Origin of the sequence: Sphingomonas sp. 8AM (assembly GCF_902506455.1) — a bacterium.
In the GTDB taxonomy this organism is placed as follows: domain Bacteria; phylum Pseudomonadota; class Alphaproteobacteria; order Sphingomonadales; family Sphingomonadaceae; genus Sphingomonas.
This window is the reverse complement of record NZ_LR733844.1, coordinates 1,438,937-1,460,906: the sequence shown is the minus strand read 5'-3', so window position 1 is coordinate 1,460,906 and position 21,970 is coordinate 1,438,937. Positions and strand designations below refer to the sequence as shown.

General features: G+C 62.9%; 17 protein-coding genes. 10 read left to right on the top strand and 7 right to left on the bottom strand.

Annotated features, from left to right (window positions below; all coding sequences use genetic code 11):
* Nucleotides 1–39: 39 nt before the first annotated feature.
* Genes BACI71_RS07120 through BACI71_RS07105 form a run of 4 tightly spaced genes read left to right on the top strand, consistent with a single transcriptional unit; the run spans nt 40 to nt 4,586 of the window.
* The gene (locus BACI71_RS07120; protein ID WP_159756867.1) at nt 40–915 is read left to right on the top strand and encodes a glycosyltransferase family 2 protein; all 876 of its coding nucleotides are present in this window, start codon (nt 40–42) and stop codon (nt 913–915) included.
* On the top strand, nt 912–2,189 hold the full coding sequence (locus BACI71_RS07115; protein WP_159756864.1) for a lipopolysaccharide biosynthesis protein: 1,278 nt from the start codon (nt 912–914) through the stop codon (nt 2,187–2,189). The genes BACI71_RS07120 and BACI71_RS07115 overlap by 4 nt, the downstream gene beginning before the upstream one ends.
* Entirely contained in the window at nt 2,182–3,450 is a 1,269-nt protein-coding gene (locus BACI71_RS07110) for a hypothetical protein (RefSeq protein ID WP_159756861.1), read from the top strand. Before BACI71_RS07115 ends, BACI71_RS07110 begins: the two co-directional genes overlap by 8 nt.
* Nucleotides 3,447–4,586 carry a glycosyltransferase family 4 protein gene (locus BACI71_RS07105; protein WP_236552876.1) on the top strand — a complete coding sequence of 380 codons (1,140 nt, stop codon included), beginning with the start codon at nt 3,447–3,449 and terminating at the stop codon, nt 4,584–4,586. The genes BACI71_RS07110 and BACI71_RS07105 overlap by 4 nt, the downstream gene beginning before the upstream one ends.
* A 25-nt stretch (nt 4,587–4,611) precedes the next feature.
* On the opposite strand, the gene BACI71_RS07100 is transcribed toward BACI71_RS07105, so the two are convergent.
* From BACI71_RS07100 to BACI71_RS07090, 3 genes are read right to left on the bottom strand one after another with little or no spacing between them, the layout of a single operon-like run.
* Nucleotides 4,612–5,766: a hypothetical protein gene (locus tag BACI71_RS07100; protein WP_159756854.1), complete on the bottom strand. Its 1,155-nt coding sequence runs from the start codon at nt 5,764–5,766 to the stop codon at nt 4,612–4,614.
* Nucleotides 5,763–6,389, bottom strand: a complete 627-nt coding sequence (locus tag BACI71_RS07095; protein WP_159756851.1) for a sugar transferase — start codon at nt 6,387–6,389, stop codon at nt 5,763–5,765. Before BACI71_RS07095 ends, BACI71_RS07100 begins: the two co-directional genes overlap by 4 nt.
* Entirely contained in the window at nt 6,386–7,744 is a 1,359-nt protein-coding gene (locus tag BACI71_RS07090; RefSeq protein WP_328804009.1) for a DegT/DnrJ/EryC1/StrS family aminotransferase, read from the bottom strand. Before BACI71_RS07090 ends, BACI71_RS07095 begins: the two co-directional genes overlap by 4 nt.
* Here BACI71_RS07090 and BACI71_RS07085 point away from each other — a divergent pair.
* The 6 genes from BACI71_RS07085 to BACI71_RS07060 all read left to right on the top strand — a co-directional run bounded on the left by BACI71_RS07085 (nt 7,737) and on the right by BACI71_RS07060 (nt 15,382).
* Nucleotides 7,737–9,029, top strand: coding sequence for an O-antigen ligase family protein (locus BACI71_RS07085; RefSeq protein WP_159756848.1), 1,293 nt, complete (start codon nt 7,737–7,739; stop codon nt 9,027–9,029). The two genes, BACI71_RS07090 and BACI71_RS07085, sit on opposite strands and share 8 nt — an antisense overlap.
* 45 nt (nt 9,030–9,074) lie before the next feature.
* Nucleotides 9,075–9,785 (top strand): polysaccharide biosynthesis/export family protein, encoded by a 711-nt coding sequence (locus tag BACI71_RS07080; protein WP_159756845.1) that lies wholly within the window; start codon nt 9,075–9,077, stop codon nt 9,783–9,785.
* A gap of 92 nt (nt 9,786–9,877) precedes the next feature.
* Entirely contained in the window at nt 9,878–12,004 is a 2,127-nt protein-coding gene (locus BACI71_RS07075; protein WP_236552875.1) for a GumC family protein, read from the top strand.
* The gene (locus BACI71_RS07070) at nt 12,001–13,221 is read left to right on the top strand and encodes a hypothetical protein (RefSeq protein ID WP_159756842.1); all 1,221 of its coding nucleotides are present in this window, start codon (nt 12,001–12,003) and stop codon (nt 13,219–13,221) included. The genes BACI71_RS07075 and BACI71_RS07070 overlap by 4 nt, the downstream gene beginning before the upstream one ends.
* On the top strand, nt 13,218–13,538 hold the full coding sequence (locus BACI71_RS07065) for a hypothetical protein (RefSeq protein WP_159756839.1): 321 nt from the start codon (nt 13,218–13,220) through the stop codon (nt 13,536–13,538). The genes BACI71_RS07070 and BACI71_RS07065 overlap by 4 nt, the downstream gene beginning before the upstream one ends.
* A 233-nt stretch (nt 13,539–13,771) precedes the next feature.
* A complete protein-coding gene (locus BACI71_RS07060; protein ID WP_201297323.1) occupies nt 13,772–15,382 on the top strand; it encodes an aryl-sulfate sulfotransferase in 1,611 nt (536 codons plus the stop codon).
* Nucleotides 15,383–15,742: 360 nt separating this feature from the next.
* On the opposite strand, the gene BACI71_RS07055 is transcribed toward BACI71_RS07060, so the two are convergent.
* The 4 genes from BACI71_RS07055 to BACI71_RS07040 all read right to left on the bottom strand — a co-directional run bounded on the left by BACI71_RS07055 (nt 15,743) and on the right by BACI71_RS07040 (nt 21,862).
* Entirely contained in the window at nt 15,743–16,099 is a 357-nt protein-coding gene (locus BACI71_RS07055; RefSeq protein ID WP_159756836.1) for a hypothetical protein, read from the bottom strand.
* 51 nt (nt 16,100–16,150) lie between these two features.
* The gene (locus tag BACI71_RS07050) at nt 16,151–17,626 is read right to left on the bottom strand and encodes a glucoamylase family protein (protein WP_159756833.1); all 1,476 of its coding nucleotides are present in this window, start codon (nt 17,624–17,626) and stop codon (nt 16,151–16,153) included.
* Nucleotides 17,627–17,717: 91 nt separating this feature from the next.
* Nucleotides 17,718–20,798, bottom strand: coding sequence for a TonB-dependent receptor (locus BACI71_RS07045; protein ID WP_236552874.1), 3,081 nt, complete (start codon nt 20,796–20,798; stop codon nt 17,718–17,720).
* Nucleotides 20,795–21,862, bottom strand: a complete 1,068-nt coding sequence (locus tag BACI71_RS07040; protein WP_159756830.1) for a LacI family DNA-binding transcriptional regulator — start codon at nt 21,860–21,862, stop codon at nt 20,795–20,797. Before BACI71_RS07040 ends, BACI71_RS07045 begins: the two co-directional genes overlap by 4 nt.
* Between the last annotated feature and the right edge of the window lie 108 nt (nt 21,863–21,970).

The window sequence follows — 21,970 nt, the reverse complement described above, 5'->3', positions numbered from 1 at the left end:
CTTGGTGCAGTAGCGGCGGACCTACGACAAAAAATTCTTATGCTTCAGACAGCCCGGCCCTCCCGTTACGTTTGGCATCAGGGCCAGATGGTCGCTTGTCGGGTCGACGACCGTCGGCGCGGGGCCTCACGACCGGCGATCCTGGTCGTCATTCCGTACTACAACGCCGAGGCATGGATCGCACCGTGTCTCGAGGCGCTTGGCCGAAGCGATATCGCCCACGACATCCTCATCATCGACGACGGCAGCGACGTGGTGGTCAACCCTGGCTCCCCAGCTGACAACCTAGTCATCTGCCGTTTCGAGCAAAATGCCGGGCTCATCACCGCATTGAACTTCGCTGCGAGCTTCGCACTCGAGCAGGGTTACGCATTTTTCGTTCGTCAGGATGCCGACGATCTTTCGCGCCCCGCCCGCTTGCGGCGTCAGTGGGAGGCGATGGAAGCCGAGCAAGCTGATCTGGTAGTTTCAGGCGTCCATGCTGTCGACGAAGTGGGCGAGACGATCTGGTCCGGGGCGATCCAGGTCGACCCAGCGGGGTTGCGGCGGCTGCTCGCCAGTCGCAACCCGGTGGTGCATTCTACGTGGTTCATGCGCACATCACTATTTCGTACTATCGGCTGCTACGATGAGCGCTTTAAGGGCGCAGAGGACTTCGAGCTGCTTCAGCGCATCTTTCGACAGGGATCGGTCGCGATCGTGCCCGAGGAGCTGGTCGATTATCTTGTACGATCAGGATCGATCCTGTCGGGGTCGCGTGGCCCGGCCGCGCAGACGGTGCGGGTGCTCGCGCGCCATTTTGACCCCGCTTCGCCGCAGGCTTATGTCGGCATCGCACGGGCAGCGGCGGCCGTGCTGGCATCTCGTCATTTGAAAACGATGGTTCGTCGGTTCATTGAGAAGCACCGACGTTGAAATTGGCACGGTCTCTCAAGACGAATGCGCTGGTCTACCTGATCGGCACTGGACTGTACGCACTTACACAATGGGCGCTCGTCGTCGTGTTCGCGCGCTCGCAGGGGCCCGCGGCAGTGGGATTGTTCGCCGTTGCGACCGCCGTCAGCGCACCGATCATCGTATTGTCGCAGATGAGCATGCGGCAGGTGCTGATCGCCGACGTGAAAGGGCGTTTCAGTTTCGTCGATTATCTGCGCGCGCGTTGGTTGCTCAGCGTCGTGGCGTTCCTGACGATTGTCGCAGTCGCCCTCGCGATTGGTTATCGCGGGAAGGGATTGTTGATCATTGCGGGTTTCGCGCTGGGCCGCGTGTTCGAAAGTGTCAGCGACATCTACTACGCGCAAAGCCAGGCCGAAGGTGGATTGCATCGGGTATCCTTCTATACGGCGGCGCGTGGGATCGTGACGCTGAGCATTGCCGCGGGCGCCGCGATAGTCACACATGATCTGCTGACGGCCGCCTGCGGCTTTGCAGTGGCGAGTTTGCTATGCCAGTTGGGCGTGCGCGAGATCGAAGGCCGCATCATACCGGAATCGCGTCGAAAGCCTACGCTTCGCCTTTCCGGGGCGTTGTTGCGCCACGCCGCACCGCTGGCGGTATCGCAGTTTCTGATCGCGGCGACCGCTTACGCGCCACGCTTGATCCTTCAGCATTTTGGCGGGGAACAGCTTGCCGGTCAGGCCAGTGCGGTCGAATATTTCCTGGCGATGGGCACGCTGGGCGTGGCTGCCCTTGGGCAGGCCGCCTCGGCGCCGATTGCGGCAGCCTACCACCGCGCCAGTGACCGGACGTTCGTTCGGCTGGTCACGATGATTGCAGGTGGTGCGGTTCTGCTTGCCGCCATCATGGCACTCGCCGCCAATCTGTTTGGTCACGCCGTCATCTTGGCGCTGTACGGTTCCTCCTTCGAGGCGGCTGCACAGGCTGCGCCGGCGATCGTCACGGGCGGCGTGGTCGGTTACATCGCCAGCGTTTTAGGTTATGCCGTGAGCGCGACCGGGCGATACGATCATATGGTGCGGTGGGCCTTCGCCGTACTACTGACAACGATCATTGGCGGGTGTGTGATGGTTGATCGTTTTGGCTTGATCGGGCTCGGCTACGCGCTCGCGGTCGGTGGCGCCCTCAATATCGCTGCCTACGTCCATCTTCTGCACCGGGCCTGGGCAACGTCGTCCTCTGCAGCGGCAGCGATCGACGCCGGAGCCAGGGAAGGGGTGTTTGATGGCTGATGCGAGCTCGGACGACAGCTTCGCGTTGAAGCTAACGGTAGGGCTGGGGGTGGCCGCACTCCTGGTGGCGACGGCGATCGCGACCTTCCTCGACAACCCCGTGGTCGTGCTTATCACCTCCTATGCGGTAGCGTGGGCAGTCGCGATCGTTCTTTTTGGCGACGATGCGTTTTCGCGCGCGGTGAACGTGCTTATCGTTGTCTATGCCGCAGTTATTGTCTTCGTTTGTACGCTTAGTCCCTTGCCCAACTCGGCAATCGAGGGCCTGCCACTGACCGACCGGCTTAATTATTACTATATTTATTACATCGGAACCGGTCTCGCAGGGGTCCAAGAGAATATCGAGACAGGATACCTGCTGTTGGTGACAGCAGCACACGCAATGATGCCGTTTGAGGTCTTCCTTGCTATCCTCGCGGTCGGAGTATTCGCTACGCTGATGATGTTGTTGCGCGCGATTGGCTTTATTCAGCTCGTTGGTGTGTTCGCACTTTTGCTTCTTGCGTATTTCTCTTTTTGGTCCGGCGCCTTGAATATCACCCGGCAATTCGTCTCCGCGGGTCTTGGTTTCATGGCTGTGGTCGCGCTTGTGCGTGAAGGATCGACGAAGCAGTGGGTGCGCATCACTTTCTATGTTACTTTGGTAAGCGCATCTTTCAGCGTTCACTCGTCGGGGTTCATTTTCGGAATCTTTGGTGTCTTGTATGCGCTGCGCCGCTATGGTCACCGTCTTCTGACCTGGATCTGGGTTGGAAACATCACCATATTTTTGTTAAATTTCTTCAATTACTCTCCGTTGTCGGTCGTGCCCGGTCTTTCGGATCGTCTGGCGCGTTACGACAGCAGCCAGATTTCCGACGCCGGACTCGCAGCTTTTCAAAGCTCCGGCGTGACGACGGGCAACCGCATCGACTGGGCAGCGGCGCTTCTATTGCCGATGCTGTTTCACGGCGCCGTCGCGCTGTTGAATGCCAGGCGGCCGGCCTTCCGTGAACGCGCGGACGCATTGTTCATGCTTGGCCTCGTCTACACGTCGCTTTGCATTCCGTTCTATCTGCTGAGCTTCCTTGCGTTCGGCGATCGTATCGCCTTCTATTCGTTCCTCGTTCTGCCGGGTTATTTGTTAGGCACCCTGGTTGTCGGGGTCGGTAAGGAGCTCCGCTATGTAACCTTGGCCCTGCTCGCTGCGGGGTGCATCGCGCAGGTGGCTTTGGGTATCTACGGGTACACGCCAAAGCTTTGGCTGACGGGATTGCCGTGATCGTGGCCGTGACGAAGATCGCTATCATCTCCTCGAGCGCCGGAGCGCTCGTCAACTTTCGCGGTCCCTTGATCGCGGAGCTTAACAGGCGCGGCTTCGCGGTGGGCGCTTTCGCTCCGGATTTCACGCCCGCGCTGCGCACCGCCGTGATCTCGGCAGGTGCAGAGCCCCTCGACTATCGGTTGGAGCGGACCGGTACGAGCCTTCGCAACGATCTGGCCAGTCTTTGGGATCTGGTCGGACGATTGCGCGCGTTCGCGCCCGATCTGGCGCTCGCGCACTTTATGAAGCCAGTGATTTACGGGACAATCGCCGCGGCGATCGCGCGCGTGCCGCATCGTTATGCGATGATTGAGGGGCTGGGCTATGCCTTTACTGACACCGGAGAGCGATCGCTCAAGCGTCTCGCCATCCGCAAGGTCATGCAGGCCATGCTCCGTGGTGCGTTGCGGCAGGCGCATGGCGTCATCTTCCTGAACGAGGACGATCGCGCCGAGCTGGTCTCGGCGGGGATCGCGCCCGCGCAGCGATCGGGCGTGCTTGGCGGGATCGGGCTCCCACTGGCCGACTTCCCCTATGCACCGCCGGTTCAGGGGAAGCCGATTTTTTTGATGATCGGCCGGCTCATCCGTGAGAAGGGCGCATACGAGTTCGTTGAAGCGGCGCGGTTGTTGCGCGCCAGCCACCCCGATGTCCGTTTTGTGTTGCTGGGCGGGGTGGATCCGAAGCCGGGTTCGTTGTCGGCCGTGCAGGTTCAGGCGTGGGCCGACGAGGGGATCATTGAATGGCCGGGTGAAGTGAGCGACGTCCGACCATGGTTACGCGCCTGCACAACGTTCGTCTTGCCGTCCTACCGGGAGGGTTTGCCACGTAGTACGCAGGAGGCGATGGCGACTGGACGGGCAATCATCACCACGGATGTTCCTGGTTGCCGCTCAACGGTGATAGAAGGCCGCAACGGCCATCTCGTACCGGTGCGCGATCCTCGTGCCTTGGCGGCGGCAATGGCGGCACTCGCCCGCGACCCCGCCAGTGCGGCGGCGATGGGTCGTGAGAGCCGGCGTTTGGCAGAAGAACGCTTCGACGTTGCGCGGGTCAATGCGCGCTTGCTTGAGATGATCGGGATCGCTGGCTGAGCCGTTGCCGAACAGCTCGGTGCGGCTAGGCGTGACCGGGCACGATAGAGATCCTGCGGCAGTTGGCGACGATCACTGGCTCGGTCTCGTTCGGCTTGGTAACGGCGATGCGTCCGCCGCGAAGGCTCAGGCCGTCGACGCCCGAGATGCGCAAGGGACCGTTTTCAAAAATGTTGTTGACCAGCGCGACGTCACGGAAGGTAGGTTTCTGGCCACGATATTCGACCAGCTGAGCGATGCCGAGCGGCGGATCCCACCGGCTTCCCCCCGGTTCGTCGAAGCGGCAACGGCTAATCCAAAGCCCGCGGCGCGCGACGAATCCCGGACTGTCCGGGGAAACCTGCGAATAGACGAGCGCTCCGGTGCGATTGCCGCGACAGTCAGTGTCCTCGATCCGAAGCCCTGACCAGCCGGTACCGACGAGATAATCCTCGATGTCGAAGGGGCGACCATAGGGCGTACCATTGAAACGCGCTGCCGCAAGACCGTGATCGGAGGCGATGCCCTGTTCCAGATCGGCACCGTTCCGGCTTAGGGTGCAGCCGACCACGGCGAGATTGTCGAAAGCATCCGCGGAAAGGCCGTGGCGCCGGTTGTCGGTGGCGATGACGTTCAGCAGCGTGATGTCGCGCAGAATCGGGCGGTCGTCCGCGCCGTGCTGGAGATCGCTGAAGATCATCACGCCGTCGGTAGCGCAATTGACCGCCTTACAGTTGCGGATCACTACCTGCTCGACCCGCCCCCTGATTTGAAATCCCGAGCGCGCGCCATCGGCGTAGCCGCTCCGGCCGACATGCTCCTGTGCTGCACGGTTTCCGTCGACGATCACATTTTCGAAGATCAGGTCGCGTGTGGTCTTACCGCGCTGTCCGATCGCAACCGGGCTGCGATCATCGCGGTCGCCGGGACACAAAACGAGGCGGATGTGAGAGAGGCGGGTGCCGCCCGGCCAATAGACATTGTCGACCTGATAGCTGCGTCCTTGGGCATCGATCCGCTGGCCGCCGGCTGCAGCCACGTTCGCCATGCGCTGAATCGCGGCCGTGTCGTCACCCCGACCGGTCGCGCCGAAATCCTCCGGCCGGACGGTCGCCGGTTGCGGTTGGGAGCACGCCGGTGTCGCGATCATACCGAACGACATCAGCAGCAAGCGTCGTCGATCGAAGGTCACGTCGCTCACGTTCCTGGCCGATCGTGGTCGTCGCTAACGAGCGCGGCAGAGCCGATAAATTCGGGCATCGTCGCCTCGCCGGCCGCGCTGATGCCGTCGCGACGCGCGACCTTCAGCACGGTGAGCAATAGTATACGGAGATCGAGCAGGAATGAGCGATGATCGACATACCAGACATCAAGTGCAAACTTTTTGTCCCACGATAGCGCGTTGCGTCCGTTGATCTGTGCCCATCCGGTAACCCCGGGGCGAACCTCGTGGCGGCGTGCCTCCGTCGCATTATACCGGTCCAGATAGGCCATGAGCAACGGGCGCGGGCCTACGAGGCTCATCTCGCCGCGCACAACATTGTACAATTCCGGTAGTTCATCCAGGCTCGTGCGCCGCAGGAAGGCGCCCAGCCGCGTGATCCGCTCCCCGTCCGGCAGCGGGCGGCCAGATGCATCGTGCGCGTCGCGCATCGTTCGGAACTTGACCATCCGGAACGGCTTGCTTCTCAGCCCGGGGCGCTGCTGGACGAAGAAGACGGGGCGCCCGAGCGATACTGCGACCATGGTTGCCAGTACGGCGATGAAAGGCAGCAGGATAAAGAGCGCGGTTACGGCCACGACAAGGTCGAAGACGCGCTTCATGCCAGAGCGGTGATCACGGCTGCAACGCGTTCGACGTCCTCGTGCGTCATCGCCGAACCCGAGGGCAGACACAGGCCGAAGGTGAAGGCGAGGTCGGCGGCATCGTCGCCGTGGTAACGTGCGGTGGCGAACAGTGGCTGGCGATGCATTGGCTTCCAGACCGGACGACTTTCGATCTGCGCTGCCTCGAGCGCGTGACGCGCTTTCTCCCGGTCAAAGCCCGTGTCGGGGGCGATCTCGATCGTCGTCAGCCACCGGTTGGCCAGGACGTCCGGCGCCTCGGGGGTGAAGCTGATACCCGGTACCGCGGACAGGAGCATGCGGTAATGATCGTGAATCCGCCGCCGTGCCGCAACCCGCTCAGCGAGAACCTCGAGTTGTCCGACGCCGATCGCCGCGGAGATGTTGCTGAGCCGGTAGTTATAGCCGAACGTGCGATGTTCGTAATGCGCACCGGGCTCTCGCGCTTGCGTGGAGAGGAAGCGCGCCCGTTCGATCGCCTCACCGTCGTGAGAAACCAGCGCACCGCCGCCGGACGTGGTGATGATCTTGTTCCCGTTAAACGACAGGATGACAAAATCGGCCCCGTGCCCGGCGTGTCGACCGCCGCAATAGCTCCCCACGGATTCGGCGGAATCGCTGATCCAGACAAAGCCGTAACGACGCTTGAGCGCGACCAGTCGATCGATGTCCGGCACCAGGCCGTACAGATCGGTGGTGATGACTGCCTTGGGTGGTTGCTGTGCCTGCGCAAGCTGTTCCTCGAGGACATCCAGATCCAGCAGCATCGTGTCGCGTTTCACGCCGAGGAACACCGGTATAGCTCCCTCGTAGAGGATGGGCGCAACGCCGCCGATGAACGTCATGGTCGCTGACCAGACCTCGTCGCCTGGGCCGATCCCGCACAGGCGCAGCGCAAGATGCAAGGCGGCGGTGCCGCTCGACAAGGCGGCGACGTGCGGAATGCCGCACAGCGCGGCCAGTTGCTCTTCGAAGCGGGAAACGAATGGCCCGATGGGCGCAATCCAGTTCGAGGCGAACGCCTCGGATACGAGCACCTCCTCCCGACCGCTCATATGGGGCGGTGAAAGCAAAAGACGACGGGAAGTAGACACGTGAGCTCCGATCCATAAGCGAGCGGTGCGGGTGCGATAGTCGAGCAGTCGAGGTGGAGCAACAAGCCGCCGACCGGATCGTCCAAGCTGTAATTGCGCATTGCTGCGCCGTCGTGGCAGTGGCAAAGGATCGACGGAATTGAGGACGGGCATGGTACGAACGAAGCGAAAAAATCGAGCTCGATCGCCTGTTTCCTTGTCCGTGGTCCTGTTAGTGGCCTTTCTGGCATGCTTGGCCATCGCTGGTGGTGCATCGCGTGCCGACGTGCTGGGGCAGGCAATTGTTCGGGCCTCTGCCGGGCTCGTCATCGCCACGTTGCTCGTTTCTGGAACGCCATTGATACGGTCCGGGTTTCGATGGCCGATCCTGATCCTGGTGGCTGCGATCTTGCTGCCGTTGCTACAGCTTGTGCCGCTGCCCCCTTCCTTGTGGTCGACCTTGCCGGGGCGCGAGCCTTTTCTCGACGCTGCGCGGGTCGCGGGCATGCCGCAGCCTTGGCGGCCGATCGCCATCTCGCCCGATGCCACGCTAAACGCCCTCCTGTCGCTGCTGGTGCCCGCGGCGATGCTCTTCTTGGCAATCGGGCTGGAGACCCGCACTCGGGCGCAGCTGCCGCTGTTTGTTTTCTTGCTGACAATCTTCAGCGCAACGATCGCCGTGCTGCAGCTGTCTCGTGCCTTTGGGGACAATCCCTTCATTAACGAAACCGTCGGAACGGCGACCGGGATATTCGCTAACGTCAACCATCAGGCGTTGCTGCTCGCGATCGGTATCGTGGCCGGTGCGGCATGGGTGGCAGAACGACAGCACGGTGCATCCTGGCGGTTGGCGCTCGCGGGCGCTGCGACGATCTGGTTCCTGTTGATGATCTTGGCCTCAGGGTCCCGTACCGGTCTGGCGCTGGGCGTGTTGGCGATAGTGCTGGCAGCGATTATCGCCTGGCGCCCGCTTCACGGGCGGCTTCGTAACGCGCCGATATGGCTGCGCTGGGCATTGCTCGCGGCAGCGGTGATCGTGTCGGTCGGGCTGGCGGTCATCACCGTCACCGCCGGGCGCGCCGTGTCGATCGATCGGCTGCTCGCCTTGTCCGCGGGAGAAGACATGCGGTCGCGAGCGCTGCCCACCGTCCTGGACATGGTGGCGCGCTATTTTCCGTTCGGGTCGGGGTTCGGCTCATTCGAGGCACTGTTCCGGATGCATGAGCCCGACGCGCTGCTGAAGCTGACGTTCTTCAACCACGCTCACAGCGACCTTGTTGAAATTGTACTCGACGGCGGTCTGCCCGCGATCATCTTGCTGGTCGTGGCGCTCGGCTGGGCGGCGAGAGCGGGATTGCCGGTCTGGGCGGACCGAGCCGGACGGGCTCCGGCGCGATTTGGAGGGGCGATGCTGCTGCTGATCACGCTCGCCAGCCTGGTCGACTATCCAGCGCGCACGCCGATGATCATGGCATTGATCGCGATCGCTGCGGTTCTGATCGCGGAGCGCCACGTTCCCGTCAGCCGCGATGCTTTACGCAAATGAATCGACCTCGTATAGCCCGCGCTCCTCAACGGACACAAATCTTGCATGCGTAAGCCCGTCATCGCCTTCGTGATCCTGCTGTGTCTGGCAGGATGCGGCGGCAGAGAACCACTTCGGTCGACAAGCGACCTGACCGTCGTGCCGGATTCGGCAGGGCTGCCTTCTCCCAACCGGCAGGATCTTATCGCTTCCGATCGGCAGAGCCTGATCGGGCCGCTTGATACGATCGGGATCGACGTCTTCAACGTTCCCGATCTTAGCCGGGAAATGCAGGTCGACGCGGGCGGTCGCATCTCGATGCCTTTGGTAGGAACGGTCGATGCGCGCGGCAAGACGGCCGAGGAACTTGCCAAGCAGATCGAGGATGCGCTGCGGGGACGCTACGTCCGCAACCCTGAAGTCACGGTCAACATCAAGAGTTCGGTGAGCCAGGTAGTGACTGTTGACGGCCAGGTTGTGGAGCCCGGGCTATACCCGGTCACGAACCAGATGACGCTGATCCGCGCCGTGGCTTCGGCCAAGGGGCTGTCTGAGTTCGCCAGGGTGGATGATGTCGTTATTCTTCGGACCGTGAATGGCCGCCGCATGGCGGGGCTCTACAACATCGCCTCGATCCGGCAGGGATTGTATGCTGATCCGGCAATTTACGCGAACGACGTGATTGTCGTAGGTGACTCTCCGCAACGACGGTTGTTCAGGGACTTTGTCTCCCTTTCGCCGATCTTGGCTGCGCCTCTTATCGCATTTCTCCAATAGGGCGACGGGCCTTGAACTTCCCTACCACTATGCCGTCGACCGGCCCCCGCTCTTCCCTAAGCGCCGACTTCCGTGGGCTGGATCGGGAGTCGATGCCGTTGCTGCGGCAGTTGTTACGCATCGCGCTTCGTTGGCGATATCTGTTACTCGGTACGGTTGCGGTCTGTCTGATCGCGGGCCTCGTCGTCACCTTGCTGATGACACCGAAATATACTGCAACGGCTCAAGTCGAGATATCGCGTGAATCAAGCAAGATAACCGACTTTCAGGGCGTAGAGCGTGAAACTAGCATTGCCGACCAGGAATTTTACCAGACGCAATATGGCTTGCTGCGTTCACGTTCGCTTGCTGAGCGCGTTGCGGTAGAGCTCCGCCTGGTCGACGACCCGGCGTTCTTCACGATGTATGGCGTCAATCAGGACAAGCCGGCGTTCGAGATGACGAACGGCCGCTATCCTGCCAGCGGACGTGTCGATCGGCAACGTATCGCCGGAGAGGTCTTGCTGAAGAATCTGCGTGTCGATCCGACCCGCCTGTCGCGGCTCGTCGAGATCATGTTCACCAGCCCCGACGCGGTGCTTTCCGCCAAAGTGGCCAATCGCTGGGCGCAGAGCTTCATCGAAACCAATCTCGAACGCAAGGTCCAGGCGACCTCCTACGGCCGGGAGGCGCTGCAACGGCAACTCGCCCAGCTTAAAGATCGGCTCGATCAGTCGCAACGACAGCTTGTTGCCTATGCCGCGCAGGAGCGGATCATCAATCTTCCCACTGCGAGTGCCGATGGTGGCCGCACCACATCGGAACGCTCGATCATCGCTGACGAACTCGCTTCGTTGAATACTGCGTTGTCGCAAGCGACCGCCGATCGCATCCAGGCGCAGGCACGGTCCGACCAGAGCGGTCGCTCTGGTGCTACCACCGAGGCGTTGCGCAATGTTGCCATCAACAATCTCCGCCAACGTCGCGCGGAACTGTCCGCCGAATATCAGCGCATGATGGTCCAGTTCGAACCGGCTTACCCGGCCGCAAAGGCCATCAAGACGCAGCTCGATCAGATCGATCAAAGCATCGCGCGTGAGGAACGTCGGGTCTCCAGCTCGCTCGAGGCGGATTATCGGGAAGCGGTCGCGCGGGAGAACGCGCTGCAGCGTCGGGTCGAGCAGTTGAAGAGCGATTATCTCGACCAGCGGCGGCGCAGCATTCAGTACAATATCTACCAGGGCGAGGTGGATACCAACCGCGTTCTCTATGATGGCCTGCTGCAGCGCTTCAAGGAAATCGGTGTCGCTGGCGGCGTCGGCGTCAATAACATCTCGATCGTTGATCCGGCGGACGTTCCGCAGCGTCCGTCCAGCCCACGCCTCATGATCAATCTCGTCGCCTCGCTGCTGATGGGTCTGGTGATTGGCGGGTTGCTTACGTTCGCGCTTGAACAGGTTGATGAGGCGATCGCCGATCCGGCGGAGGTGGAACGTCGGCTCGGGCTACCGCTTCTCGGCTCGGTGCCGAAGCTTGCCGACGGAGAGCCGAAGGACGCATTGCGCGACCGGAAGTCGGACATGGTCGATGCTTATCTGGCGATCCAGACTAACCTTCAGTTCACGACCGAACACGGCGTTCCACGTTCGCTGGCGGTTACGAGCACGCGACCCGCAGAAGGCAAGTCAACTACCGCGCTGGCTCTTGCCACCATGCTAGCCCGCGCGCAGCGCCGGGTTATCCTCATCGACGGCGATATGCGTTCGCCGTCCATCCACCACCTCGGCGGCGTGGATCATCAATATGGGCTCAGCAACTTCCTAACCGGCTCGGACAATATAGATGAAATGACGTTCGAGATGGTCGATCTTGGCTTTACGGCGATGTCGGCTGGCCCGATCCCTCCGAACGCGGCGGAGCTGCTGACCGGCAACCGGCTCGAGATCCTGCTCGAGCGGTTGCTAGAGCGTTACGATCATGTTGTTATCGACTCGCCACCGGTGATGGGACTTGCCGATGCACCGTTGATCGCCAGTCGCGTCGAAGGGGTGATCTATGCCGTCGAATCCCATGGGATACGGTCCAGCCTCGTGCAAACCGCCCTCGCACGCCTTTCGAACGCCAATGCCCGCATCTTGGGCGGTGTGCTGACCAAGTTCGTCGCCAGCAAGGCGCACTATGGCTATGGGTATGAATATGGCTATGGCTATGGCCGCTCGACCGACAGGGATGCAGCTTGACCACGGCGGTAGGTTCCAATTACTGCGTCGCCCGCTGGCTGCTTGCCGCTGCGGCAGCGGGGCTGGGCGTCTACGCGGCCAGCCAGTCGCTCGGGTTGACGTTACGACAGTCTCCTTCAGGACTATCGATGGAGCTGGCGTCAAACAACGCGCGCGTCCTGACGGCGCGGGCCGATGCGTTGATCGGCGATGGCTCGTCCTCTTCGGGCTGGCGACGGGCCGCGGCTTATGCCCGCCGCGCCTTACTGCGCGATCCGCTCTCGGCCTCTGCCGCCGCGACGCTCGGCTTCGAGGCTGGGCTGCGGGGCGACGACGCTGCCGCCCACCGCGCCTTCGGCTATAGTGGCACGCTTTCCCGACGTGAGTTCAAGACCCATTTATGGGCCAATGAATATGCCGTGTCGCGCGGCGACATACACGAAGCGCTGCATCAATATGACCTGGCGCTGCGTACGTCGCGCCTCGCGCCGGACGTGCTGTTCCCTGTGCTGGCGAATGCCATCGCCGACGAGCCGATCCGCAAGGAACTCATTCCTAAATTGCGTGCCGGTCGCGAATGGGGACCAGCGTTTCTAAACTTTGCCGCGATTTCCGCCCCTAACCATCGAGCGGTTGCGATCCTTTTTCGGGATCTGACCAGCCGCGGGGTAAAGTTGCCGGCAGGCGCGGAGGCATCGCTGCTTGGGGCGCTGGTGCATGATCGCGATTTCGCCACGGCACGGATCTATCTGCGCGCTACCGGCAACGCCAGCGACGTGACGCGGTATCCGCGCTTTGCGGGCAACCCGGCGGTGCCGTCGCCGTTCGACTGGAATCCGCAGAATGATGTCGGTCTCAGTTCCTCCATCCAAAGCAGTCGCGAGGGTGGGCTGCTTGTGTTCTCCGCTGTAACCGGGATGGGCGGAGGCGTCGTTCGTCAACTTCACCTCCTGCCGCCCGGTCGCTACACCATATTCAGCCGGTTGACGTCGCTCACGCCAGCGCAGTCCGTTCCGGCATGGAGCGTCCAATGTGCCGATGGCGCAGAGATTGCGCGCTTTCGGTTGAAGCTGGTGACACCGGACGCTTCTCCGACTGCAGAAGGCACGTTCCAGGTCGATCCGGGGTGCACGGCGCAATGGCTTTCGCTGATCGTACCCGCCGGCGAAACCGCGGGCGGCCTCATGGGAGAGGTCGACTTCGCCACTATTCGTCGCGTGTCGGGCCGTCCGCAATGAGCCGGCACAACAGTCTCGTTCAATATACTGCCGTTCTCGTCGCCTTGCTTACTACGGCAACCATTCCCACTGCGCACGCGCAGACGCGCGCGGGGCAGGTCGCCAAATCCGCGGCTGGGGAGATCGGACAGCGCCAGACCCGCGAGGATGCCGAGCGCGTCACTGCGATGGGCGTGGTGAACGGCCGAGTCCAGAACCGGATTCAGTCGCGACTACGCACGCGCATTGACCGTTTCTACAACCCGCGGGCAAATGCCTTGTCTGCTTTCGCAGTGGCGAACGACGAAGAGCGTCGCGGCCCCAACAAGCGTCGATAATCGCAACATCTCCCCTACGACAATGTGAGGCCTGAGGCCGCTCGCCATCAATCTCGCGAAATCAGGACCAATGCGCGTCTACTGATTACTTTGCGATAAAAGGAAAATTACCTCAACTTCGGTCTACTTCGCCCGAGCTTTGACGATAACTGATTGACGACTGTCCGCGGTTCGATGACCGTTTCGATAACGGTCGTGCTCCAAGGAGCGCTTGCGCTCTCGGGGGCAGGAACGTGCAGCTGGAAAATCGGACACGCCGCGACGGAAGGATGCAGATGGGTAGCAAAAGATTGATCGGTGGTTTGGTGGCCGCCATAATTCCACTACTGATGTTGGCGGGGTGCGGCGACTCTGAAGAACCACTGGCGGCAGTGCCAGAATCCCCAGTGACGGTAAGCGTCGAGCAAACCGTTCATCCTTTGATCGCCCGCCTGAAGGTCCCGTCGGCGAAGGCGTCGTCGACCGTTGAAGCCGAGTTTGGGCCAACGACCAGTTACGGATTTTCAACGTCCAAGACCTCGGTGACGGCGGCCGGTCTGGCGTCGCTGCTCATTGCCGGAATGCGCGCCAATGCGACATACCATATGCGGGCCAAGATCACGGATGCGAACGGCTCGGTGCGCGTCAGCGATGATGTGACGTTCACGACCGGATCATTGCCGGAAAACCTCGCTGCGGTCCGTTTGAAGGCTGAGACGGCCGCGGGACAGAAGCCCTCGCCGGGTGTCGAGCTGATCAGTACGGCGAATGCTTCGCCTTACCAGCCTTATGTCGTGGACCTGCAGGGCAATATCATCTGGTATTATCCGTGGTCGGATCACGAGCAGTCGTTCACGCCAAACGGGATCGAGCAACTCGCAAACGGCAACTTCATCAGTTCGTTCGGTCCAAGTTCCACGCTGCCGATTTCCGGGAAGCCGGATCCGACCAAGTCATTGATCCGGGAGTTTAACCTGCTCGGGGAGACAGTTAAGCAACTCTCGATCGCGGACCTCAACACCAAGCTTGCGGCGGTGGGGTTCAACGTCCAGCTCGGCGTTTTCCACCATCATGTTGAGGTGCTTCCGAACGGCCATTGGCTGCTTCTCGCGAATACGGTGAAGGTGGTAGATGGTCTATCGGTGTTGGGCGATGTAGTCATCGATGTCGACGCCGATCTGAAGCCGACCTGGGTGTGGAACAGTTTCGATCATCTGGATGTCGCCCGCCACCCAATGGGAGCGCAGGACTGGACCCATGCGAACGCCGTTACTTACTCCCCGACCGACGGCAATTTCCTGATATCGATCCGTCACCAACATTGGGTAGTGAAGGTTAATTATCGTAATGGTCAGGGTGACGGCTCGTCGGTCTGGCGGCTAGGTCCCGGAGGCGACTTCAAGCTCACGAACGGCAAGGAGCCGACTGACTGGCAATATGCTCAGCATTACCCGGAATTCGTCAGCCAATCGTCCGCCGGGGTGTTCGATCTCAGCCTGATGGATAACGGCAACGAACGTGTGAATGCGAATGGCGGCATTTGCGGCAATATTGGTGTTCCCCCGTGCTACACAACCATGCCTATTTTTCGGGTGGACGAGCAGGCAAAGCTGGTGACTATCCGCTCACGCGTGACCTTGCCACCGGAGTTGTACAGCCGGTTCGGTGGTAATGCCGAGGTTCTCGACAATGGCAATTTCGAGTTCGATCTTTGCGGCGTCGACTCAGGGGCCGTCGTGCAAGAACGCACGTCTGACGATAAGCACGAGCTCGTATGGTCGCTCACCAGCCTGAACGGCGCCTTTTTCTATCGTGCGTTTCGAATGAAGAGCCTTTACCCCGGCGTAACCTGGGTCACCCTGTAATCAGGTTTATCCTGTTGGATGGGGGCGCGGCGATGCCGAGGCACCCATCCAAGCGCAGCGCTGCCCTCGCTAATGCGGTCACGTTTCGGCTCTCGCCCAACCCGCTGCGCGAGCAGCGGGCTCGGTCACATTCGTTCGCGGCAGTTCACGTTTTGCAACGTTCCGGTCGTGATCTAGCGGCAGCACAGGTTTTCGATGCTGCAGATGTGGTGAAGCCGCATGGGTTTAACGAGGTGATCCTGCAGCGGCGCATTGGTTCGCTCCACACAGCCCTTGCCATCTCTATCTGGCGGGATGGTGTCATTTCTATCTGGCGTTTCCAGCACAAGCTCCCGATAAGAAGTCTTATGTAAACCTCGCCTACCGTCCCGTGACCCACGCCTCGGCTTCCTCTACCGAGGTGAAGTAGGACGCCTGCCGCTCCGATGCGGCGCGCTTGATCTGCAACCGTGCCAGCGAGCGCGCCACCACGAACGCCAATCTCCGTGACGTATGACGCGGGTCGCCGAGCACTTGTTGGAAAGCAGTGACCGTCTCCTGCGACTGGATCTGCATCGCGCGCATGTCGACCAGCGTGGCGTGCGCGTTGGGGCCGCACCGCAATTGCTGGTGCGCGGCATCGCGCGCGGCGACGAAGCGACCGACATCGTCGGGGGTGAAGAAGCCCGCCAGCGTGATGCGCACCAGATCGCGCGCGGGATCGACGTCAAAGGACATGCGGGGCGTCATCCGCGACCCTCTAACGGTTAACCATGCGAAATCATTCACTTATGTCGGTGAAAGCCACCCGCCGGCGAACCCGGCGCGCTCCAGCCCGGCGCGGATATACGGGTTCTTCTGCATTGTCTTCCAGATAAGGCCGCTGCGCCAGTTCTCGATCATGCATGCGATCGGCCCCTGGTCGATGCCGAGGAAATCGTCCGCGACCCAGCCAATATAGGGCACCACCTTGCCGTGCTGAAGCTTGACGTCGGTCAGCGTCAGCGTCGGGTTGAAGCTGTCGCGAAAGCCGTAGCGGTCGTAAATCGCTGTGCCGTAAGTCGAATACATCGCGCGCGCGGCGGGCAGCACGATCTCGGGCGCGAACGCTACCGAGCCGAGCGCGGCAGTCGGTGCGATCGTCCCGTCGTCGCGGTCGCCGGGGCCGCGCGCCGAGTAAGAGAAGAACTCGCGGTTGCGGCCGTCGATCTCGCGGACGAAATCGCCCGGGCCGTCGCACGCGGTCAGGCCCCAGACATCCTCGCCATAGCCGCGCCAGCCGGCGGGATTGCGCATCGCATAGCGGCGCTGCGCATAGGTCGCACGACGGCTGTTCTCGAAATAGTCGAAGCCGCGTCGTTTGGAGTAAGTGTCCATAAGACCACGGAAATCAATCCACACCTGGCTGTATTGATGCCCGAATAAGGGTGGGAAGGCGGTGAAGGGATTGGCGTAATTCTCGTCCCACGACGGGTCGAAATTGGCGGTCCACGCGTCCCATGTCGTTGGCGGCAGCGCGTGGGTCGGCGAGCCGAGCGCGAGCACGTAGAGGATCAGGCTCTCGTTATAGATGTTCCAGTCGGAGCCGATGAACCCGCTTTCGGGATGCCATCCCATTGAAACGAAAGGCTTGCGCGGGGTGATCCAGTCCCATTCGACCGCGCGGTAGAGCTGGTCGGCAAGCGCGCGGATCTCGCGTTCGGCGGGGTCGGCCTCGTCGTCGAACCATGTCTGCGCGAACAGCACGCCGCCGAGCAGCAGCGCGGTGTCGATCGTCGACAGCTCGGTTTTGGCGAAACGGTGTCCTTTGGTGACACCGAGGAAGTGATAATAGAAGCCCTTATAGCCGCTGGTGCCCTCTTTTGCCGGCCCCTGCGGTGCTTCGGCGAAGAAGCGTAGCGTCGCGAGCGTGCGCTGCGCGGCCGCGGCCCGCGTGATCCAGCCGCGCGTCGCCGCGATCGGATAGGTGGTGAGCGCGAAGCCGACCGCGGCGATCGACGCGAAGCTGGGCGTCGGCCAGCGATCGGGGGCGAGCCCGGTGGCCTGATCGGTGGTGTTCCAGAAATAGCTGACGGTGCGGCGCTGGATGTCGTCCATCAGCGGGTCGCTGGCGCTGGCGGGTGTGGTGCCGATTTCGGGCAGCACGCCGGGGAAGGCCAGCCGCGGCGCCTGTTTCGGCGCGAGCGGCCCGGCGGTGCACCCCGCCAGCCACCCCGCCCCGCCGAGCGCGGTCGCGCGCAGGATGTCGCGTCGGTCGAACGTCATGCGGTCCTTTCCGTCATCCTTGCCTTGTCGCCGTCACCCCTGCACCGTCACCGTCACCCCGGCGCGAGGCCGGGGTGACGGTGGGGACGCATCAGAAATTGAACCCCGCCGACAGCTTCACGGTGCGCGGCGGGTTGCCGCCGATGCTGTAGGTCGAGTTCTCGCGATAGACGCTCGGCGAGCTGGCGGTGCGCGTCGTGTCACCGGGGTCGTTGTTGTAGTCGACGTAATTGCGGTCGTTCATCGCATTGATGATGTCGACGCGGATCCGGATCCGGGTCTCGTCGCCGATGAACTTGAGCGGCACGTACTTCGTGAACGCCAGGTCGAGCTGACGCCGGCCCCAGCGATCGCCGAGCCCGAATACTTCGGAGCCGACCAGCGTCCGCTCATAGGGCACCGAGGTGTTGAGCAAGGCGCGCTGGAAGGTCGGGCTCTCGATCTGGAACTTCGCCGACAGCGTCACGCCCAGCGGCGTGTCGGCGCTGCCCGCCACCACGAAGCGGTGCCGCGGCACCACCCCGGAGCGCAGCATCGGGTAATCCGAGGCCTTCGGGAAATCGAGCAGGAAGTACGACGACTGGTCGTTGTTCGGCCGGTTATCCACTGCCGCGGTGAAGGTATAGGTGGCGTCGATGCTCCACGGCGAGGCCGAGGAATAGGCCTTGGTCAGCTTGGCATAGGCCGAATCCGCCTTCGTCTCGAGCCCGTTGTCGCCAAGGATGATCGCGCCGTAGCCGCTGGGCGCGAAGCTGGTGTTCGGGCTCTGCGGCGTGCCGTCGGTCGGCGACGGCGCGAAGAACGACCCGTCGGCGCGGCGCGTGCCGAGCAGATAGACGAACCCGTCCTTGCTGACGATCCGCGTATAGCCGACCTCGACCTCGACCGGATTGAACCGCCCGCGCACGCCGAGGCTGAACTGGTCCGAATACGGCACCTTCAGGTCGTTGTTGATGAAGCGGAACTCGCGCCCGCCCGGGCTGCCGTTGCCGATCAGCTGCTGGCGGCCGGCCTCGGTCAGATATACCGGGTTCCAGGGAATGCAGTTCGGCCCCGGGGTGCAGGGGTTCACCGTATCGGCGTTCTGGAACAGGAATTCGCGGCGCTGGAAGCGGCCGTTCGACAGCTCCTGCTGGAGGAAGTCGAACTGGTTGCGGTCGTAGGAGCGGCCATAGCCGCCGAACACCGCAAACCGGCCCTGCTCGTCGAGGCGATAGGTGAAGCCGACGCGCGGCTGCCACGCGCCCTTGAACGCCTTCCGCTGGCTGCCGTTGGTGATGTAATCGTTGATGTTATAGTCGGCGTTGACGAGGTTCGGGTAATTGGCCGGCGACACCGCGTTCACGTTCTCGGCGGGCGTCACGTAATTCAGGAACGCCGGGGTCCGCTCGTAATCCCAGCGCAGCCCGAGGTTGAGCGTCAGCCGGTCGGTGAGGTCCCAGTCGTCCTGCGCGTACAGCCCGAGCTGGAAGTTCTTCGAACGGATGCGCGGATCGCCGAGCCCGTTCGCGCCGAATTGCAGGCTGTACGGCGTCTGGTCGTTGAACCCGCTCGCGGTCGGCAAGGTGGTGTCGTACAGGTACAGCGGGTTGATCAGGTTCTGCTCAAGCGAGTTGAGCGTCACCCACTTCGCCTTCGCGCCGACCTTGAACGTGTGGTTCTCGACCCCGGTCCAGGTGAAATCGTCCTGGACGGTCCAGCCCTTCTGCCCCTTGTCCTGGAAGCCGAGCCCCGCACCGGTGCGGAACAGGTCGAAGGTCGAGGTGCTGGTGCCGTTGCGCGTCGTGGTGCGGAACTGCTGGCCGATGCCGTTTTCGGCCGGCTGCGGCGACCAGGCGACATCCTCATAGGAGACGCGGATGTCGTTGATCCACTTCTCTTCGGTATGCTGCCAGCGCAGCATACCGCGCTTCTCGTTGACCTTGCTCAGCGTGCGGGTCGAGAAGGCGGCGTTGCCGTTGCCGATCTGGACGCCGGTTTCGTTGCGGTACTTGCCGGTCAGCTCGAACAGGTCCTTGTCGGTCGGCTCGAGGTCGATCTTGCCGAAATACAGGTCCTGGCTGAACGTCGAGTTCGCCGAGCCGAAGATGTTGCGATATTGTGCGGGCAGGCTCGACACCGCCACGCCGTTGGTGGGCAGGATGTCGATCGGAACCTGCCGGCGCTTGCCTTCGTAGCTGGCGAAGAAATGCGCGACGTCCTTGACGATCGGGCCGCCCAGCGCGACGCCGAATTGCTTGTCCTCCGAGGCGATCTTGGCGATCTTGTTCGGGAAGATCTCGGTCGGGCGGCGTTCGCGCAGATTCTGGTTGGTGAAGTCGAAGAAGCCCTCACCGTGGAATTCGTTGGTGCCCGATTTGGTGCCGGCGATGATCGCGACCGAGCTGACCTGATCCAGCTCCGCCTTGTAGTTCGACGACAGCACCTGATACTCGCCGATCGCGAGCTGCGGGAACGGGTTGCCGGGCGAGCTGTCCTGTCCGGTCAGCCCGCCGCGCAGCACGTAATCCTTCTGGCTGACGCCGTCGATGAACACGTTGACCGAGTTCGACCCCTGCGCACCGCCCTGGATGCGCGAGCTGCCGTCGGAGCTCTCGATGAAGCGCACGCCCGGCGCGAGATCGGCGAAGGCGAGGAAGTTGCGGCTGTTCTGCGGCAGCTGCTCGATCAGCCGCGGGGTGATGTTGATCCCGACCTGTCCGCCGGACAGCGAGCGGATGCGGCTGCCGGTGACGATGATGTCGCCTTCCTGCGCGTCCGCGGGCGGCGGCGCGGTCTCGCCGGCGGTGTTGTCGGCGGGCGCCGGCTGCGTCGGTGCGGGCACGGTGGTCAGGTCGAGGTCAAGCCCGGCGTTCTGGCCGACGCGCAAGGTGAACTGGTCGGAATTGCGCGTGCCCTTCTGGAGGCGGATCTCGAGCCGGTACGCACCCGCGCGCAGCGACGGGAAGTTGTAGCTGCCGTCGGCACCGGGCACGACCGTGCGGCGGAAGCCCGATCCGACCTCCACCAATGTCACGTCCTGCACCGGATTGTCGGGCGCCGAGCGGATCACGCCGCGTAGCGCCGCCTGCCCGGCCTGCGCCGCGGCGGGCGCGCTCCACGTCATTGCGGTGCCCAGCCCCGCCAGCATCGTCGCGCCGGCAAGCGCCAGCCGGAAAGCGTTGCTCTTCATATCCCTAGTCCCTGCCTGCTTGTTTCTATCGTTGTTTCGCGCACCACCAGATGCGGGACGATCGCCTCGTCCGCTCCGCTGGATCCGCCTTCCAAAAACCCGTCACGTGCCGCGCTGATCCGCGCCGCGAGCTGTGCAACCGCGCGCGCGCCCATCGCCGCGATGTCGATCGCGACGCTGGTCAGCGCCGGCGACACCAGCCGCGCGAGCGGAATGTCGTCGAACCCGGCGACCGCCACCTGTTCCGGCACCGCGACGCCGTGGCGCTTGAGCGCCATCAGCGCGCCGATCGCCATCATGTCGTTGCCTGCGAAGATCGCATCGGCCTCGATCGTTCCGGCCGCGACGCACTCGCCGACCACCGTGCCGCTGCCCTCGCGGAAATCGCCCTCGACCACGCACAGCGTCACGCCCGCGGCTGCGGCGGCTTCCTCCGCGCCCGCGCGGCGTTCCTGTGCGTCGAGATTGCCCGCCGGCCCGGAGAGATGGACGATCCGCGTCGCCCCGCCCGCCGCGAGATGCGCGACCGCCGCGGCCGCCCCGGCGCGATTGTCGATCCTGAGGCTCGGGCTGCCGTCCTGCGGCGCGCACGCCAGGAACAGCGCCGCCACCCCGCGCGGCATATGCTGCGCGACGACCGCGGGATCGAGCTGTGGCGCCATCACCACCAGTCCGTCGACCTGCCCGCGCAACAGCGCCAGTGCGTCGAGCCCGCGTCCGTCGTGGAGCACCGTCAGCAACAGCCCCAGCCCGCGCGTGCTCGCCTCGCGGTCCATGCCGCGCAGCAATTCGGAGAAGAACTCGCCGTGCAGATCGGGCAGCACCACCCCGATCGCGCCGGTGCGCGCCATGCTCAGGCTGCGTGCGCCGGCGTGCGGCACATAGCCGAGCTGCGCGGCGGCTTCCTCGACGCGCGTCCGCATCGCCGCGCGGACATGATCGCGCCCGTTGAACACCCGCGACACCGACGCGACCGACACGCCTGCGACACGCGCGACGTCGTGGATCGTGGCGTGCGCGATCCTTGGTGTCGGGGCAACAGGTTCGGGTCGGGCAGGCGACATGGCCAGCGAAGCATCCTCTCGGTAACACGGGCTTGTAACCGCTTACAGAAACCGCTTACATGACGACAGGATGATAAGCAATCGGGTGACTTAGCGCGTCATTGCGAG